20 protein-coding genes are annotated in these 16,199 nt (G+C 28.0%); 10 read left to right on the top strand and 10 right to left on the bottom strand.

Translation table 11 applies throughout. The features are described from left to right. Positions 1 to 6: 6 nt before the first annotated feature. On the bottom strand, positions 7 to 951 hold the full coding sequence (locus Q0731_RS10275) for a patatin-like phospholipase family protein (protein WP_299063604.1): 945 nt from the start codon (positions 949 to 951) through the stop codon (positions 7 to 9). Positions 952 to 1,100: 149 nt separating this feature from the next. Here Q0731_RS10275 and Q0731_RS10280 point away from each other — a divergent pair, with 149 nt between their 5' ends. From Q0731_RS10280 to Q0731_RS10300, 5 genes are all read left to right on the top strand, one after another. Then, entirely contained in the window at positions 1,101 to 1,658 is a 558-nt protein-coding gene (locus Q0731_RS10280) for a hypothetical protein (RefSeq protein ID WP_299063607.1), read from the top strand. 1 nt (position 1,659) lies between these two features. Next, positions 1,660 to 2,904: a peptidase T gene (gene pepT, locus Q0731_RS10285; protein WP_299063610.1), complete on the top strand. Its 1,245-nt coding sequence runs from the start codon at positions 1,660 to 1,662 to the stop codon at positions 2,902 to 2,904. Positions 2,905 to 2,978: 74 nt separating this feature from the next. Beyond that, positions 2,979 to 3,674 (top strand): Rossmann-like and DUF2520 domain-containing protein, encoded by a 696-nt coding sequence (locus Q0731_RS10290; protein ID WP_299063613.1) that lies wholly within the window; start codon positions 2,979 to 2,981, stop codon positions 3,672 to 3,674. Further along, positions 3,664 to 4,188: an HAD family hydrolase gene (locus Q0731_RS10295; protein WP_299063616.1), complete on the top strand. Its 525-nt coding sequence runs from the start codon at positions 3,664 to 3,666 to the stop codon at positions 4,186 to 4,188. The genes Q0731_RS10290 and Q0731_RS10295 overlap by 11 nt, the downstream gene beginning before the upstream one ends. Positions 4,189 to 4,240: 52 nt before the next feature. Next, complete coding sequence (locus Q0731_RS10300) at positions 4,241 to 4,666, top strand: DUF2147 domain-containing protein (protein ID WP_299063619.1); 426 nt, start codon at positions 4,241 to 4,243, stop codon at positions 4,664 to 4,666. Positions 4,667 to 4,843: 177 nt separating this feature from the next. Here Q0731_RS10300 and Q0731_RS10305 read toward each other — a convergent pair whose 3' ends face one another. Continuing rightward, positions 4,844 to 5,485 (bottom strand): protein-L-isoaspartate(D-aspartate) O-methyltransferase, encoded by a 642-nt coding sequence (locus Q0731_RS10305; RefSeq protein WP_299063622.1) that lies wholly within the window; start codon positions 5,483 to 5,485, stop codon positions 4,844 to 4,846. A gap of 191 nt (positions 5,486 to 5,676) precedes the next feature. On the opposite strand from Q0731_RS10305, the gene Q0731_RS10310 reads away from it, so the two are divergent. Both Q0731_RS10310 and Q0731_RS10315 read left to right on the top strand, forming a co-directional pair. Next, a complete protein-coding gene (locus Q0731_RS10310; RefSeq protein WP_299063625.1) occupies positions 5,677 to 6,636 on the top strand; it encodes a Gfo/Idh/MocA family oxidoreductase in 960 nt (319 codons plus the stop codon). A gap of 206 nt (positions 6,637 to 6,842) precedes the next feature. Continuing rightward, positions 6,843 to 7,433 carry an acyloxyacyl hydrolase gene (locus Q0731_RS10315; protein WP_299063628.1) on the top strand — a complete coding sequence of 197 codons (591 nt, stop codon included), beginning with the start codon at positions 6,843 to 6,845 and terminating at the stop codon, positions 7,431 to 7,433. Positions 7,434 to 7,497: 64 nt separating this feature from the next. Here Q0731_RS10315 and Q0731_RS10320 read toward each other — a convergent pair whose 3' ends face one another. After that, on the bottom strand, positions 7,498 to 7,971 hold the full coding sequence (locus Q0731_RS10320; RefSeq protein WP_299063634.1) for a Dps family protein: 474 nt from the start codon (positions 7,969 to 7,971) through the stop codon (positions 7,498 to 7,500). A gap of 104 nt (positions 7,972 to 8,075) precedes the next feature. Between Q0731_RS10320 and Q0731_RS10325 the strand changes: the two genes are divergently transcribed. Continuing rightward, positions 8,076 to 9,017 carry a hydrogen peroxide-inducible genes activator gene (locus Q0731_RS10325; RefSeq protein WP_299063637.1) on the top strand — a complete coding sequence of 314 codons (942 nt, stop codon included), beginning with the start codon at positions 8,076 to 8,078 and terminating at the stop codon, positions 9,015 to 9,017. 106 nt (positions 9,018 to 9,123) lie between these two features. On the opposite strand, the gene Q0731_RS10330 is transcribed toward Q0731_RS10325, so the two are convergent. From Q0731_RS10330 to Q0731_RS10340, 3 genes are all read right to left on the bottom strand, one after another. Beyond that, positions 9,124 to 9,576, bottom strand: a complete 453-nt coding sequence (locus Q0731_RS10330) for a DUF1569 domain-containing protein (protein WP_299063640.1) — start codon at positions 9,574 to 9,576, stop codon at positions 9,124 to 9,126. A 1-nt stretch (position 9,577) separates the two neighbouring features. Further along, on the bottom strand, positions 9,578 to 10,579 hold the full coding sequence (holA, locus tag Q0731_RS10335) for a DNA polymerase III subunit delta (RefSeq protein WP_299063642.1): 1,002 nt from the start codon (positions 10,577 to 10,579) through the stop codon (positions 9,578 to 9,580). A gap of 183 nt (positions 10,580 to 10,762) precedes the next feature. Continuing rightward, positions 10,763 to 11,047 carry a GxxExxY protein gene (locus tag Q0731_RS10340; RefSeq protein WP_299063644.1) on the bottom strand — a complete coding sequence of 95 codons (285 nt, stop codon included), beginning with the start codon at positions 11,045 to 11,047 and terminating at the stop codon, positions 10,763 to 10,765. 104 nt (positions 11,048 to 11,151) lie between these two features. Here Q0731_RS10340 and Q0731_RS10345 point away from each other — a divergent pair, with 104 nt between their 5' ends. Both Q0731_RS10345 and Q0731_RS10350 read left to right on the top strand, forming a co-directional pair. Next, a complete protein-coding gene (locus Q0731_RS10345) occupies positions 11,152 to 11,601 on the top strand; it encodes a type I restriction enzyme HsdR N-terminal domain-containing protein (RefSeq protein WP_299063646.1) in 450 nt (149 codons plus the stop codon). An 88-nt stretch (positions 11,602 to 11,689) separates the two neighbouring features. After that, the gene (locus tag Q0731_RS10350; protein ID WP_299063649.1) at positions 11,690 to 12,688 is read left to right on the top strand and encodes a glycosyltransferase family 2 protein; all 999 of its coding nucleotides are present in this window, start codon (positions 11,690 to 11,692) and stop codon (positions 12,686 to 12,688) included. Here the strand turns inward: Q0731_RS10350 and Q0731_RS10355 are convergent, their stop codons facing one another. From Q0731_RS10355 to Q0731_RS10370, 4 genes are all read right to left on the bottom strand, one after another. Continuing rightward, the gene (locus Q0731_RS10355) at positions 12,689 to 13,168 is read right to left on the bottom strand and encodes an SRPBCC family protein (RefSeq protein WP_299063652.1); all 480 of its coding nucleotides are present in this window, start codon (positions 13,166 to 13,168) and stop codon (positions 12,689 to 12,691) included. It abuts the gene before it with no gap. Then, complete coding sequence (locus tag Q0731_RS10360) at positions 13,168 to 13,788, bottom strand: L-threonylcarbamoyladenylate synthase (protein WP_299063655.1); 621 nt, start codon at positions 13,786 to 13,788, stop codon at positions 13,168 to 13,170. Before Q0731_RS10360 ends, Q0731_RS10355 begins: the two co-directional genes overlap by 1 nt. A 74-nt stretch (positions 13,789 to 13,862) precedes the next feature. Beyond that, on the bottom strand, positions 13,863 to 14,564 hold the full coding sequence (locus Q0731_RS10365; protein ID WP_299063658.1) for a response regulator transcription factor: 702 nt from the start codon (positions 14,562 to 14,564) through the stop codon (positions 13,863 to 13,865). A gap of 11 nt (positions 14,565 to 14,575) precedes the next feature. Beyond that, complete coding sequence (locus Q0731_RS10370; RefSeq protein WP_366915412.1) at positions 14,576 to 16,132, bottom strand: HAMP domain-containing sensor histidine kinase; 1,557 nt, start codon at positions 16,130 to 16,132, stop codon at positions 14,576 to 14,578. Positions 16,133 to 16,199 lie beyond the last annotated feature (67 nt).

Here is a 16,199-nt window from a genome sequence, read left to right on the forward strand (position 1 = left end):
AATTATCTATATGTTGTTCTCTACTTCTTGATCTGTAAGCATGTCTGGTCTAAATTCACTCATTAATTCTTCTCTTTTAGACTTTGCATATTTATAGCCAGATTCCCACCATTTACGCATTAAAACTTTATCAAAAACCAAAGAATTTGTTGTTAAAACTGTGGGGGTATAATATAAATTTAATTTAATATCTTTATTTGAAGCAGATAATTTACCAATAGTAATATTATGCCTTTCTACATGTGTTAGCATAAAACCAAACACATCAAACAATAAAGAAAACGGGTTTTTTGCTGGCAATCTATTAAATTGAGTCACCTCTGTTTCTAAAATAATCGCATCAATTTCTGTTGCTCCTCTTAAAATAGCTTCTCTTATAGGCACTAAAGATCCAAAACCTCCATCTGCATATTGACAATTATTTTTTTCTAACAAACTCATAAAAGGCACATAGTTACAAGAACCCCAAATCCAATCGCAAAAATCATTGTAAGTACAGTCGTTTATAGATTTATATTCTATTTGATTGGCAGTTAAATTAGATACTGTAACCACAACATCTTTGCTGTTAGCTCTAATTTCATGGTACATTTTTTTGGTAACATTTTTTTTAATCATACTTCGAAGATTCTTACTTTCTCCAAAAGTTTTTCGTCCGTTTATAAAATTCCAAAGTGTATTTAAATGACGAATACTTACCACTTTTTCCCCTTTAACTTTTTTAATTTTAAAAGGATTGTTACTAAAAATAGTTTTCTGATTTACATTGGTATATATTTTTTTTAAAACATCTAATTTCCTCAAAGCCAAATGAGAAACCATTAAACTACCTGTAGAAGTACCAATATACAAATCATAATCTTTGTGTTCTTTAGTCATTAAATACTCTGCAACACCACCAGCAAATGCTCCTTTACTTCCTCCTCCAGAAATTACCAACGCTTTTTTCATTATCTAAAAGTGATTTGTATCTATAATTGCTATAAAAGTATTAAAATTGAAAAGAATAATGGCACTTATTTTTAATTTCCTATGTTTTGTTTCTCCAAAAAAGATTATCAAACTATAATAAATTAGGTAAATTTGTTTTTTAAATACTTATGAAAGCATATCACTTATTTATTATAGCATCTCTCCTATTTTTGTCGTGTAAACAAAAATCTGAAATTAGTAAAGATTTTAATTGTGAAACCAAAAGCTTTCAAAACTTAGAAACAGTAACAGACGTTCAAAATATTTTTTCAGTTGATATTCCTAAATCATGGAAAACTAATTTGTATTTTGATGATAAACAGTCTTCTATTTACACAGCAGATACCACCAAACAACTCACAAAAACGTTACTTTTAGATATAACTGCCATCAAACAAAACATTAAATTTGATGATACATTTAAGTTACAGCAAGAGCAAGATAATTTAAGCAAAAGCCTTATCAAAATAAAATCAGAAGAAACAACATTACTAAACAAACCTTCTTATTACACAATATCCAAAGGAAAAAAAGGAAAATTTACATACCAAATTTGCCATATTTTCATCAAAATAAACGAACAAAATTTTATACTTGCCAAGGCAGAAATGTATGGCGATTCTTTAGTGAATACTAGATTATGTAACGCTTTTGGATATATAGAAAAAATAAAACTGTTAAATTAAAATGATTAACAAACAACACATTACCAATAGATTTCTAAAATATGTTAAGATTGATACTGAGTCAGATCCTCACAATCCTGCTTTTCCAAGTACAGAAAAACAATGGGATTTAGCCAAGGTTTTAGTAGAGGAACTAAAACAAATTGGCATGCAAGATGTAGATTTAGATGCCAATTGTTATATAATGGCAACTTTGCCTAGTAATATAGATTTTGATGTACCAACAATTGGTTTTGTAGCACATATTGATACAAGCCCTGATTTTACAGGGAAAGATGTAAAACCTCAAATAATTGATAATTATGATGGAAAAGACATTGTTTTAAACAAAGAACAAAATATTATTTTATCTCCAAATTATTTTGATGATTTGCTGCAATATAAAGGACAAACTTTAATTACAACAGATGGCACAACACTTTTAGGTGCAGATGATAAAGCAGGTGTTACAGAAATAATAACAGCAATGGAGTATTTAATTCAGCATCCAGAAATTAAACACGGTAAAATTAGAATTTGTTTTACTCCTGATGAAGAAGTTGGCAAAGGTGCTCATTTATTTGATGTTGATAAATTTGGTGCTGCTTGGGCATATACAATGGATGGAAGTCAAATTGGAGAATTAGAATATGAAAATTTTAATGCTGCAAGTGCAATTGTAACCATTACAGGTAAAATTGTGCATCCTGGATATGCTAAAGGCAAAATGATCAATTCTGTATTAATTGCCAATGAATTTATTGCTGCACTTCCACAAAACGAAATTCCTCAAGAAACAGAAGGTTATGAAGGTTTTTTTCATTTACATGATATCAAAGGAAATGTTGAAGAAACCGTTTTAGAATATATTATAAGAGATCATGATTTTAATTTGTTTGAAAACAGAAAGAAATTAATGATAAAAATAGCTTCTGACTTTAACAAAAAACACCATCAAGAACTTATTAAAGTGCAACTAAAAGATCAATACTTTAATATGAAAGAAAAAATTACACCTGTTATGCATATTGTTAATATTGCAGAAGATGTGATGAAAGATTTGGGAATTAAACCTTTAATTAAAGCAATAAGAGGAGGAACAGATGGTTCTCAATTATCTTTTAAAGGACTGCCTTGTCCTAATATTTTTGCTGGCGGACATAATTTTCATGGTCGTTTTGAGTATGTACCTGTAGAATCTATGATGAAAGCTGTTGAAGTAATTGTTGGGATTGCTGAAAAAGTTACAACGTTTCATAAAAAATAATAGATTTTAGACCTGACAGGTTTTAAAAACCTGTCAGGTCTTTTTAGAATAAAAGAAACAACTATCTTCGTTTTATGATATCAGTATTACTAATTGGAAAAGGAAATGTAAGCACTCATTTATATGATGCTTTTTTAAAGGCTGATAACATAACTGTTACACAAATTAGTTCTCGAAAATTAGAAAATATTCCTTCTGCTGATGTTACCATTATTGCAGTTTCTGATGATGCTATTGCTACAGTTTCATCAAAAATTAAAAACTCTTTTGTAGTACATACTTCTGGTGCTTGTGCAATTGATGAATTAAAAAACAACAATAGAAAGGGCGTTTTTTATATGTTACAAACTTTTTCTAAAGACAAAGAAGTCAGTTTTAAAGAAGTTCCTTTTTGTTTAGAAGCAGAAAATAAAAAAGACGAAAATTTACTGACAGAAGTAGCAAAATCAATAGGAGAAAAAATATACACCATTAATTCAGAGCAACGAAAAGCATTGCATGTTGCTGCTGTTTTTGTAAATAATTTTACCAATCATTTATTTAAAATTGGGAATGATATTTGCAAAGAAAACAATGTGCCTTTTAAAATATTAGAAACTTTAATTGATGAAACAGCTTTAAAAATTAAAACGCTTTCCCCAGAAAAAGCACAAACAGGTCCTGCTGTTAGAAACGATCAAAAAACAATTAAGAATCATTTAAACTTGTTGAATAAAAAGCAGCAAGAAATTTATACAATTATCACAAAATCAATCCAAAATGGAAATTAGCTACAAGCAATTATTACCAAAAATAAATACGTTTATCTTTGATGTAGATGGTGTTTTAACAAACGGAATGTTAACCATAATGCCAAATGGCGAAATGGTAAGACACATGAATGTAAAAGATGGTTATGCCATGAAAAACGCTCTTAATAAAGGATATAGAGTCTGTATTATTACAGGAGGAACTAGTGAAGGTGTAAAAAGCAGGTTAATGGCTTTAGGCATAAAAGATGTTTTTTTAGGTGCACATGATAAAATTAAACAATACAACGAGCTGGTAAAAAAATACAATTTACAGCCAGAAAATATTTTATATATGGGAGATGATGTGCCAGATTATCCTGTAATGAAATTGGTAGGTTTGCCTGCTTGCCCTAATGATGCTGTTAGAGAAATTCAGCAAGTATCTAAATACATTTCAGATAAAAAAGGTGGCGATGGTTGTGTAAGAGATGTTATTGAGCAAGTTTTAAGAGTACAACAAAAATGGGATGAAAATTTTGACGCTAGTTTATAATGCTATTTTTTTATTAAATTCACACTTAATTTAAATATTAAATTTATCAATCATGAAAAAAATCTTTTTTACACTTTTATTGATAACAATTTCTTTTACAATAAACGCCCAAACTATTTTTGGCAAATGGCATTCTAAAAATGATGAAACTGGCAAAGTAGATTCTGTTATTGAAGTTTATGAGAAAAACGGAAAAGCGTATGCAAAAATAATTGAAGTAAAAGATCCTGCAAGGCAAAATGCAGTTTGTGATTTATGTGAAGGCGATAATAAAGGCAAAAAAATATTAGGTCTAGATATTCTTACAGGTTTAGAGGAAGATGGAGAAGAATGGTCTGGAGGTACTATTTTAGACCCAAGAAATGGTAAAGTTTACAAATGCTACATAGCACTAGAAAAACCCAATAAATTAAAGTTAAGAGGTTATATTGGTTTTTCTGTTTTTGGTAAAACTGCTTATTGGGAAAGAGCTAAGTAAAGTAATAATCGTACAAAAAGATTGGTTTACTATGGATGATTTATTCATAAAAACTGAACTGCTAATGATTTACCACAAAGTTTTATCATTCTGAAAAAATATTTTTACAGATTGTTAACTTTTATGTGAGATGCTTCCAGCATGGCAAAGTTGTCGTAAAAAACTTTAAAACTAACATCAATTTCGTTCTTCTAACATTGGTACAAAAGCAAAATCTCCTAATTCTTCTTTTTCAAATTCTGTTGCAGATTTACGAATAAAAAGGGTCATTATTTGTGTTTTGTCTCCAACAGGTATTAACAATCTTCCTCCTATTTTTAACTGACTTAATAATGGTTTTGGTACAAAAGGAGCACCAGCAGTTACTATAATTTTATCAAAAGGTTCTTGTTCTTTTAAACCAATATATCCATCTCCAAAAATAAATCGTTTTGGCTTATACCCTATCTTTGGTAAAAATAAAGAGGTTCTCTTAAACAATTCTCTTTGCCTTTCTATAGAGTATACTTCTGCTTTTAGCTCTAATAAAACAGCAGTTTGATATCCAGATCCTGTACCAATTTCTAATACTTTATCTCCTGCTTTTACCTCTAAAGTTTGCGACTGAAATGCAACAGTATAAGGCATAGAAATAGTCTGTTCTGCTGCAATAGGAAAAGCTTTGTCTTGATAAGCATGAGACTCAAAACTACTGTCAATAAAAAAATGCCTTGGTATTTTACGTATAGCATTCAAAACATTTTCATCAATAATACCTTTTGCTTTTAATACAGTAGCAAGTTGATTTCTAAGTCCTTGGTGTTTAGAAGTATCTTTCAATTTTTTTAAATTTCTGAATGCTAAAAATAGTAATTAATCCCTATAAATAGGCATAAAATTGTATCTTTGTTTTCAACTGATTTTTAAAAATCAGCAGTTATAAAATCCTCGTCTTTATAATTTGTAAACAGATTTTTTTCTTTTGATAAAAAAATGTTATTCAATTAAAAAAGACTCAAAAAATATAGTTTATGCTTAAAGTTGGAGTATTAGGTGCTGGCCACTTAGGGAAAATTCATTTACGTTTATTACAACAATCTGATAAATATAAATTAGTTGGTTTTTATGACCCTTCTAAAGAAAATGCTAAAAATGTTGCCAAAGAATTTGGTTACAAATCTTTTGATACAATAGATGCATTAATAGATGCTGTAGAAGTAGTTGATATTGTTACACCAACATTATCTCATTTTGATTGTGCTAAATCTGCCATTGAAAAAGGGAAACACATTTTTATTGAAAAACCAATTACCAAAACCGTTTTAGAGGCAGAAACTTTAAGAACTTTAGCAAAAGAATACAAGGTTAAAGGACAAGTTGGTCATGTAGAGCGTTTTAATCCAGCTTTTACAGCTGTAAAAAACAGAATTGAAAACCCAATGTTTATAGAGTGCCATAGATTGGCAGAGTTTAATCCAAGAGGCACTGATGTACCTGTAGTGTTAGATTTAATGATTCATGATATTGATATTATTCTTTCTGTTGTAAATTCTGAAGTTAAAAACATTCATGCAAGTGGCGTTTCTGTAATTTCTGAAACTCCAGATATTGCAAACGCAAGAATTGAATTTGAAAATGGTTGTGTAGCTAATTTAACTGCAAGCAGAATTTCAATGAAAAATATGCGTAAAACAAGGTTTTTTCAAAAAGATGCCTACATTTCAGTAAATTTTTTAAGCAAAGAATCTGAAGTTGTTAAAATGAAAGATGTGCCTGAAAACCCTGATGAATTTGCAATGATTTTACAAAATGCTGAAGGTGTTAAAAAACAAATTTATTTTGAAAACCCAGATATTGAAAATAATAATGCCATTTTAGATGAACTAGAAACATTTGCAGATGCTATTAATAATGATACAACTCCTATTGTTAGTTTAGGCAATGGTACTGAAGCTTTAAGAGTAGCTCAAATGATTATTGATTGTTTTTAGTGCGATTACAAAGTTTGAGAGATTACCACAAAAAGTAAAAATAAATCTTAGCAAAAAAAGGATAAAAAAAGTTGCAAACTTTAGACTTTGATTAAGATAAAATCAAAGCCAAATCTTTTGAGGGAACAACCAAATAAATATTAAAAATTAACGTGTATAAAAAGTATTTTCTAATTTGTATCTTCATTTTATTTACAATTAAAATTGTGAGTCAAGATGAAAAAAAAACGCTTTTAAAACCTTATAAAATTGGATTTTTACACAACTATGGTACAAATGAAAATTTTATTTTTGATGATTTAGACTACACACATACTACTAATACTTATAAAGGACAAGCTTTTTACCAACTTACCCGCTGGAAAAAAATTGATATTGAACTTATTGTACAACCCCAAGTACAGTTTATAAAACATCAATTGATAAATAAGCATTATGTTTTGCCTAGTGAAGAAAATTATCTTGACAAAAGAGCTGAATTTACTCAGCTTAAAAGGATGAATCTATATGCCCTAGAATTTGGTTTTGCTCTTAAAAAAGAAATTATAAAAAAACTAGATTTGCAAGCAACCATTAGTTTAGGTTTTAGTTATATCGATGACAGAACTGAACGTTTAGCCAAAGGTTTTACTTTTATTGAAAATTTTTCTTTAGGGTTTTCGCACAACACTTTTAAAAATTACTTTATTTATATTGGAACTAATTTTGGGCATGCCTCTAATTTAAACTTCCAAAAACCAAATGAAGGACATAATATACAAGGAATAGAAATTGGTTTTTCTTATTTGTTGAAATAAAAAAAACGTCTTTCTAAAAATCATTTTAGAAAGACGTTTTATTAAACTTCAATTAGCTACCCTTTTATTTTCCCAACCAAGAGTTTAACATCCAAATTGTTTTTTCTTGCTCTGCTATAAAATCACTCATCATAGAATTTGTTCCTTCGTCATTTGCAGCATCAGAAGCATCTAAAATAACTCTTTCTATTTTTAATAATTCAGAAAGCGAATTTACAACCAACTCTACTGCCTCAACATCATTAGATATATCTTTACCAACTACCACTGTTGCCAATGCTAAATAATCTGTAAAAGTATGCAATGGCTTGCCTTGTAGCGTTAAAATACGTTCTGCAATTTGATCAATTTTAACTTGAGAATCAGTATAAAACTCCTCAAACTTTACATGCAATTCAAAGAAATTTTTTCCTTTAATATTCCAATGTAAACCTCTTAAATTTTGATAATAAATTTGAAAATTAGCTAATAAACCATTTAATTGACTTATTAAATTAGCGGTTTCTTGTTTGTCTAGTCCTAATATTGTTTTACTCATTTTTATCTATTTTAAATAATAGTATAAAATTAACAGAAATTTAGACGCTAGCATTATAATTATAATTGATAGTTTTAATATCTTTATCGAAAATTATTATACAAATGACAATTACCCAATTAAAATATGTTTTATCGGTTGCAGAATACCAAAACTTTACAATAGCTGCAGACCATAGTTTTGTAACGCAACCAACATTAAGTATGCAAATACAAAAATTAGAAGATGAATTAAATATTAAAATATTTAACAGATCTAAAAAACCTATAGAACTTACAGAAGTAGGAAAAAAAATTGTAGAACAAGCAAAGGTTATAGTTGATGAAAGTAATAGAATTTTAGACATTGTACATCAACAAAAAGGCTATATTGGAGGAGAGTTTAGACTAGGAATTATCCCCACAATTATGCCTACTTTATTACCAATGTTTTTACAAAATTTTACTAAAAAATACCCAAAGGTTAAGTTAATTATAGAAGAATTAACCACAGAAGAAATTATTAGAAAATTAACTGACGGACATATAGATGCTGCTATTGCTGCAACCCCTTTAGAAAACGAAACTATTAAAGAAAAACCTTTATATTATGAACCTTTTGTTGGCTTAGTTCCTCAGAATCATCGTCTTTTTAACCATAAAAAAATTAGTGCTAATGAACTAGAAATGGAAGATATTTTGTTGTTAGAAGATGGCCATTGTTTTAAAGATAGTATTATTAATTTATGTAGAACACACAAAATAGATAATAAAAAAGGGTTTCAATTAGCGAGTGGAAGTTTTGATACACTAATTAAGTTATCTAAAGAAGGTTTAGGAATGACTTTATTACCTTATTTACATACACTAGATTTAAGTGAAGTAGACAAAAGCCATTTAAGAGAATTTACAACACCTCCTCCTGCAAGAGAAGTGAGTTTAATTTATCATAAATCGCAATTAAAAATGCAGTTAATAGAGGCGTTAAAAACAACAATTGATGGAATTGTGAGAGGTGCCATTTCTTTTTCTGATGTAAAAATTATTAGTCCTTTAAAAAATAAGTAAAATCTAACAATTTCTCTTAGCAACTCAATAAAATTTAGTGAACCTCTGTTTAAAATTTATTAAACAGAGATTCACTAAAATAAGAGAGATTTAAACAATTTTAAATTCAAACTCCAAATTGGTTTAAGTGATGATCTAAATGTTTGTAAAAAGAATTATTCCATTCATTAGCAGTCAACTTTCCAAAAGAATGTGATTCTTTTCCATCAAATTCACTTTCTCCTAATTGTTGTGTTTTGTTGATGTAATCAACCAAACGTTTTTTTTCTGTTTCAAATTCTTTTTCGTCAGAAATTATAAATTGAGATGCAGTTCTTCCGTTTTTTGCATACTCCTTTTCTGAAACCACAATTTTCTTTACAAATAATTTTAGCATAAATTTTGTAAAAGCATTTGGTTTTGGATGTTTGTCTGTATACACCATTTCATAAGTAACATTACAATGAGCCAGCATTTGACTTACAGACATTTTACCCCAAATTGGTTGAGAGGTAGTTTCTAGTTTATTTACTCTTGAAATAACCTCTTCAGTAACTTCTTTCTTAAAAATATTTTTCATTTTAGTGTAAAATTTTAAATAATAATTCTTTTAAAATATCGCTTTGAGAATGATTCGCACCAACTCCTTTACTTTTTACATCTGCATCTCTTAAAAATGCTATTACCTGAGCTACTTTTCGCATCGGATAATTTCTGGCAGCCAAAAAATATTCATCTACAAAATACGGACTCACACCAATAGACTTGGCAACAGAATTTTTAGATTTATCTTTTAAACCATGAAACAAAAGTAGCTGTGTAAAAAAACTATTTAACAAAGAAATAGTCATTACTAAAGGGTTTTTTTTGGGGTTTTCTGCAAAATAATTAATAATTCTATTTGCTTTTACAATATCTTTTGCTCCCACAGATTTTCTTAATTCAAAATTATTAAAGTCTTTAGAAATTCCAATATTATCTTCTATATGCTTGTCATTAATAATGGTTTCTTTAGGCAAAATTAGTATGAGTTTCTCTAACTCATTCGATATTTTACTTAAATCTGTACCTAAAAACTCAACCAACATTTGAGCTGCCTTAGGCTCTATTTGATACTTTTTACCACCTAAAACTCTACGAATCCAATCTGAAACCTGATTTTCATACAGTTTTTTACTTTCAAAAATAAACCCCGTTTTTGCAATTGCTTTGTGCAATTTTTTACGTTTATCTAATTTTTTATACTTGTAATTGAATACTAAAACGGTTGTTGGTTGTGGATTTTCTGCATACGAAACTAACTTTTCAATATTTCTACTTAAATCTTGGGCTTCCTTAACAATAATTACCTGTCTTTCTGCCATCATTGGGTAACGTTTTGCTGCAGAAACAATATCCTCTATACTTGCATCTCTACCATACATAATTTGTTGATTAAAGCCTTTTTCTGCTTCCTCTAATATGTTTTCTTCAATATAATCAGAAATTTTGTCGATGTAATAAGGCTCTTCTCCCATTAAAAAATAAATGGGTTGTATGTTACCATTTTTTATTTCTGAAACAATGTTTTTTATCTCGTTCATTTTCTTACTTCATATTTATTTTTGCCACGAATTCACAAATTAAAATTATAAAAAATCTTGTAGTCATAATTACTAGAATAATATATAATTTAACCTAAAATCCAAAGGATTTTTATCCGTGAAAATCCTTTTTTTTTCATTTTTAAACCACAATAATTCGTGAATTCGTGGCTTATATTTCAACTACAAAACTATCCTTTTAAACTCTAATGAATTATTCTGAAAATTTACCAAAATACATAATTTGTTCCCAGATACTTTTAAATAATTAATGCACTGAGCAATGTGTTTTGGATGAAACTCTTTAACAGATTTTACTTCTAAAATAATTTTATCAAAAACAACAAAATCTGAATAAAATTTGTGTTTTAATCTTGTTTCTTTATAATTTACAAAGTATTCTTTTTCTCTTTCAAATTTAATGTTTTTTAGATCAAACTCATATTCAAGAGCATCTTTATATACCACCTCTAAAAACCTCCACCTAGATTACTATGAATCTTCAAATAAAGTTCCTATAATATCATAGCTTTCCTTTTTATAAATCATTTTATTTTGTGATATTCGTAGTAATGAAATTTCAAAAACTCAACTTACCAAATTATAATTTCAAACTCAAAAGTAGCGAAAATAAGACGCTTATTTTTGATAAATTAAGAAAAAAATACATGGTTTTAACTCCAGAAGAATGGGTTCGTCAACATTTTGTGTGTTTTTTGATGGATGAAAAAAAATATCCAACTTCTTTAATTGCATTAGAAAAACAATTAACCATTAATAATCGTAAAAAAAGAACCGATATTTTAGTTTTTAATAAGGAAGGAAACCACGAAATTATTGTGGAATGCAAAGCTCCTTCTATAAAAATAACTCAAGATACTTTTGATCAAATTGCTCGCTATAACTTAAAATTAAAAGCCAATTATTTAATTGTAACCAATGGTTTAGAGCATTTTTACTGTAAAATGGATTTTGAAAATAAAAAGTATGTTTTTTTAAAAGAAGTGCCTGATTATAAGTAAATTTTGTCATTCCTGACAAACCCTAAAACTTTTACATAATTTAGATAAACTTGAATCAAACTAATTTATAAACTGTAAATTCGCAGTCTTGAAAATAGCAATCGTCATATTAAATTGGAATGGTCAAAAATTGTTAGAACAGTTTTTACCATCTGTTATGAACTATAGTTTACAAGAAGCTACTGTTTATATAGCAGACAATGCCTCTACAGACTCTTCAATTGACTATGTTAAAAAATTTTATCCATCGATTAAAATTGTAAAAAACGAAACAAATGGTGGTTATGCCAAAGGTTATAATGATGCTTTAAAAAATATAAATGCAGATATTTACTGTTTGTTAAATTCTGATATTGATGTTACTAAAAACTGGTTACAACCTATTGTTGAAGCTTTTAAAAGTGATGAAAAAACAGCCATTATTCAGCCTAAAATATTAGATTTTAAAGACAAAACCAAGTTTGAATATGCAGGAGCTGCAGGAGGTTTTATTGATTTATATGGATATCCTTATTGTAGAGGACGTATTTTTAATCATTTAGAATCTGAAAAGGGGCAGTTTAATGATGAAATTGATATTTTTTGGGCCTCTGGTGCATGTTTATTTATTCGCTCTAAAGTATATCATCAATTAAATGGTTTTGATGAAGATTATTTTGCACATCAAGAAGAAATTGATTTGTGTTGGAGAGCCCAAAATAATGGACACAATATTAAATACGTTGGTAAATCTACTGTATACCATGTTGGAGGTGCAACTCTTCAAGAAAATAATCCGAAGAAAACCTACCTAAATTTTAGAAATAGTTTATTAAATATCTTAAAAAACGTACCAAAAGAAAAAGTTGTATTTGTAATTTTTGTTCGTTTAGTTTTAGACGGAATTGCAAGTATAAAGTTTCTTTTAGAAATGAAACCATTACATACTTTAGCAATTCTTAAATCGCATTTTAGCTTTTATAAAAATGTGTTTAAATTTTTAAAGAAAAGAAAAAAAATAGTACAAAAACAAAACTATAATTTACACACTAGTATTGTTTGGCAGTATTATATTTTAGGTAGAAAAATGTTTAAGAATTTAAAATAATTATCTTTTTAAAATTGATTTCCATTTTTGAGATTCTGCATAATCTCTAATAACCTTATTCCTTTCTACTAAAAAGTTTTTCATATATTTTTTTAGAAATAAAAAGTCAGCAAGTTTCCCTAAAACACCTAAAGGAGATTGATACTCAAAAAAATCTTTAAGCATTACTTTATTTTGTTGTTTTTCAAGATAATGTTCATGTCTAAAACTCTTAAAGGCACCTTTAACCATTTCATCGGCAAAAAAAGTAGGTGCAGAACAATCTGTAATTATAGAAGTCAATTTTTGTGTAAACCCTAAATGTTTTGCTCTCCAAGTTACAGTTTCATTTAATGATATCAAGCCAAAGGTTTTACCTGCTATAGCTTCTTCCTTAGAATTTTTTGTAGAAATTTTATGCAAATCAATACTTCGTATTAAGTCAAAAACAACATCAATATCATCAATATTAATTAAGGTATTTAATTCAATTCTTGGCATTACAAAACATCTAAACTCCCTTTTCCTTCTCTTACAACCTCTGGATATCCTTCTGTAAAATCGATAATTGTAGAAGGTTGGTTGTCTCCATAACCTCCATCAATTACAATATCAACTAAATTGCCCCATTTTTCGAAAATTAATTCTGGGTCTGTAGTATACTCTAAAATTTCATCTTCATCTCTAATAGAAGTAGATACAATTGGGTTGCCTAAACTTTCTACCAAGGTTCTGATAATGTTATTATCAGGAATACGAATTCCTACTGTTTTTTTCTTTTTAAATACTTTGGGTAAATTATTACTTCCTGGTAAAATAAAAGTATAAGGTCCAGGTAAAGCCTTTTTTAGTATTTTAAAAGTAGTACTATCTATTTGTTTTATATAATCTGATAAATGGCTTAAATTATTACAAATAAAAGAAAACTTTGCTTTTTCTAACTTTACACCTTTTAGCTGAGCAATCTTTTCTAATGCTTTGTTATTGGTTATATCACAGCCTAAACCATAAATGGTATCTGTTGGATAAATAACCAAACCTCCACGTTTTAAAACCTTTACAACTTTGTCTATTGCTTTTTGGTTTGGATTCTCATTATATATTTTAATGAATTCTGCCATATATTAAAGATACAAAAAACTCAACTTGATTATCTATCAAGTTGAGTTTTTTTTTATGGAAAGTATTGTTTATTCTAAGATTTATCTATCATTCTAAATCCTTCTCCATGAATATTTAAAATTTCAACATTTTCGTCTAATTTTAAATACTTACGTAATTTAGCAATATATACATCCATACTTCTTGATGTAAAATAGTTGTCATCTCTCCAAATTTTTGTCAATGCTAATTCTCTTGGCATTAAATCGTTTTTATGAATTGCCAACATACGTAACAATTTACTTTCTTTTGGAGATAATTTTAAAGGTTCTCCTGTTTCTCCAACAGATAAATGCCTTAATTTAGAGTTAAAGAAAAGGCTACCAATATGAAACTCAAATTGCTCTGTTTCTGCGGTTTTATCAATATCCTTTCGCTGTAAAATTGCCTTAATTTTATGTAATAATACTTCAGAATCAAAAGGTTTGTTTAAATAATCATCTGCACCAACAGCATAGCCTCTTAAAACATCTTCTTTTAATGTTTTAGCGGTTAAAAAAATAATTGGTATTTCTTTATTGGTCCCCCTAATATCTTCTGCTAGTGTAAAACCATCTTTACGTGGCATCATCACATCTAAAATACACAAGTCATAATCACTGTTTTTAAACATAATTAAGCCTTCTATACCATCTTTAGCAAGTGTTACATTGTAATCGTTTAACGCTAAATAATCCTTTAAAACGGTTCCAAAATTTGGATCGTCTTCTACTAACAAAATTTTCTTACTTCCCATTGTTTTATTTTTTAAATTAAAGGTAATTTTACTGTAAATATACTTCCTTCTCCTTTTTCACTTTCTACCAAAACTGTACCATGATGCTTTTCTACAATTTCTTTTACATAGGCTAAACCAAGTCCATGCCCTTTTACATCATGTATATTTCCTCTCTGTTCTCTATAAAATTTATTAAAAACCTGTTTTTGAACAGCTTTACTCATTCCTATTCCTTTGTCTTTTATTTTAAATACAAAAAACTTATTTGTGCTTTCTGTATACACATCTATTTTGGGTGGTCCTTCAGAATATTTTAATGCATTTTCTAACATATTAACAATAATATTGGTTAGATGAAATTCATTACCAGATATTTCTGATGTTATGGCTTCAAAATGAGTATTAATTTGTCCTTTTCTATCTAAAATTAATAGACTAACGTGTGTAATTGCATCGTCTATTGTGTCGTGCATGTCTATTGTTTCCTTACTAATTTCTAATTGATTTTTTTCTAATCTAGAAATTCGTAAAACATTTTCTACTTGAGAATGCATTCGTTTATTTTCATCCCTAATCATCTGCACATAACGCAAAACTTTTTCTTTATCATCAATAATTTTTGGATTTTTAATTGAGTCGATGGCCAAATTAATGGTTGCTATAGGCGTTTTAAACTCATGCGTCATGTTATTGATAAAATCGGTTTTAATTTCTGATATTTTCTTTTGTTTAATTAACTGATATAAAGACCCTGAAAAAGTAAGAATAATGATAATAATAAAGAGTAGAGAGAGTAATAAAATGTTAGCAATTCCTGAAAGAATGTGTTTTTTTTCTGATGGAAATGTTACATACAATTCATAATCAATATCTTTATTAGTATTAATAAAAAGAGGATATTTATAGCTTTTATGCTTATTTACAGTATAATAACCAGATTTTAATTTTGTAGCCAAACCATCTTTACTGTACACTCCATATTTAAAATCGAGGTAAATATCTCGTTTAGCTAGCTCTACTTTTATCGTTTCATTAAGTTCTTTATTGTTTACTCTAGTATGAATAGGTCTAATGCTATTAATATTTCTAAATATTTCTGCAAATTCACTTCTTTCAATACTCTTTAACCTTTTAGTAAATGAATATCTTTTTTCATCTACACTAGAAAATAAATTATCTGCTCCTTTAATTACTTTCGATTGAAAAAAATCGTTTTTAATAGTCAGTCTTTTTTGTATTATGGTATCATTATCCAAAAAATCAACAGGCATTTTAAAACTTTCTTCTAAAATTGTACCTCCGTAACTAAATTTTTGTTTTGTAGCAGTATCTATTTCTTGAAATAAAAAATTTTTGATTTGAGCTTCATCTGCTATCGCAGTATTTTTAATAATTCCTTCATACTTTTTTTCTAAAAAGTATTCTTCTCTTTCCTTAATTGTTTCAGATACGCTTGCTAAAGATTTTTGAACATCGTTTTTAAATTGTTCTTTTTTACTTTCTACAGCATTGTTTATCCAAAAAAGCTGCACAGCTACAATACCTATTAATGAGATACTCATTAAAGCAACAATAAGAACAAACATTTTTTTACCCATTGTTCAAAGTTACTACTTTCAAAAGTTGATTTTATTATTTTTAACCTAAATTAAC

Source organism: uncultured Polaribacter sp. (genome assembly GCF_947497695.1).
In the GTDB taxonomy this organism is placed as follows: Bacteria; Bacteroidota; Bacteroidia; order Flavobacteriales; family Flavobacteriaceae; genus Polaribacter.

Bases quoted from the DNA above. Each gene is read 5' to 3' on its own strand.
- Q0731_RS10345 (WP_299063646.1), top strand. From the start codon at position 11,152: ATGAAATTTCAAAAACTCAACTTACCAAATTATAATTTCAAACTCAAA.
- Q0731_RS10275 (WP_299063604.1), bottom strand. From the start codon at position 951: ATGAAAAAAGCGTTGGTAATTTCTGGAGGAGGAAGTAAAGGAGCATTT.
- Q0731_RS10360 (WP_299063655.1), bottom strand. From the start codon at position 13,788: ATGGCAGAATTCATTAAAATATATAATGAGAATCCAAACCAAAAAGCA.
- Q0731_RS10370 (WP_366915412.1), bottom strand. From the start codon at position 16,132: ATGTTTGTTCTTATTGTTGCTTTAATGAGTATCTCATTAATAGGTATT.
- pepT (WP_299063610.1), top strand. From the start codon at position 1,660: ATGATTAACAAACAACACATTACCAATAGATTTCTAAAATATGTTAAG.
- Q0731_RS10290 (WP_299063613.1), top strand. From the start codon at position 2,979: ATGATATCAGTATTACTAATTGGAAAAGGAAATGTAAGCACTCATTTA.
- Q0731_RS10280 (WP_299063607.1), top strand. From the start codon at position 1,101: ATGAAAGCATATCACTTATTTATTATAGCATCTCTCCTATTTTTGTCG.
- Q0731_RS10330 (WP_299063640.1), bottom strand. From the start codon at position 9,576: ATGAAAAATATTTTTAAGAAAGAAGTTACTGAAGAGGTTATTTCAAGA.
- Q0731_RS10300 (WP_299063619.1), top strand. From the start codon at position 4,241: ATGAAAAAAATCTTTTTTACACTTTTATTGATAACAATTTCTTTTACA.
- Q0731_RS10325 (WP_299063637.1), top strand. From the start codon at position 8,076: ATGACAATTACCCAATTAAAATATGTTTTATCGGTTGCAGAATACCAA.
- Q0731_RS10295 (WP_299063616.1), top strand. From the start codon at position 3,664: ATGGAAATTAGCTACAAGCAATTATTACCAAAAATAAATACGTTTATC.
- Q0731_RS10355 (WP_299063652.1), bottom strand. From the start codon at position 13,168: ATGCCAAGAATTGAATTAAATACCTTAATTAATATTGATGATATTGAT.
- Q0731_RS10320 (WP_299063634.1), bottom strand. From the start codon at position 7,971: ATGAGTAAAACAATATTAGGACTAGACAAACAAGAAACCGCTAATTTA.
- Q0731_RS10365 (WP_299063658.1), bottom strand. From the start codon at position 14,564: ATGGGAAGTAAGAAAATTTTGTTAGTAGAAGACGATCCAAATTTTGGA.
- Q0731_RS10310 (WP_299063625.1), top strand. From the start codon at position 5,677: ATGCTTAAAGTTGGAGTATTAGGTGCTGGCCACTTAGGGAAAATTCAT.
- holA (WP_299063642.1), bottom strand. From the start codon at position 10,579: ATGAACGAGATAAAAAACATTGTTTCAGAAATAAAAAATGGTAACATA.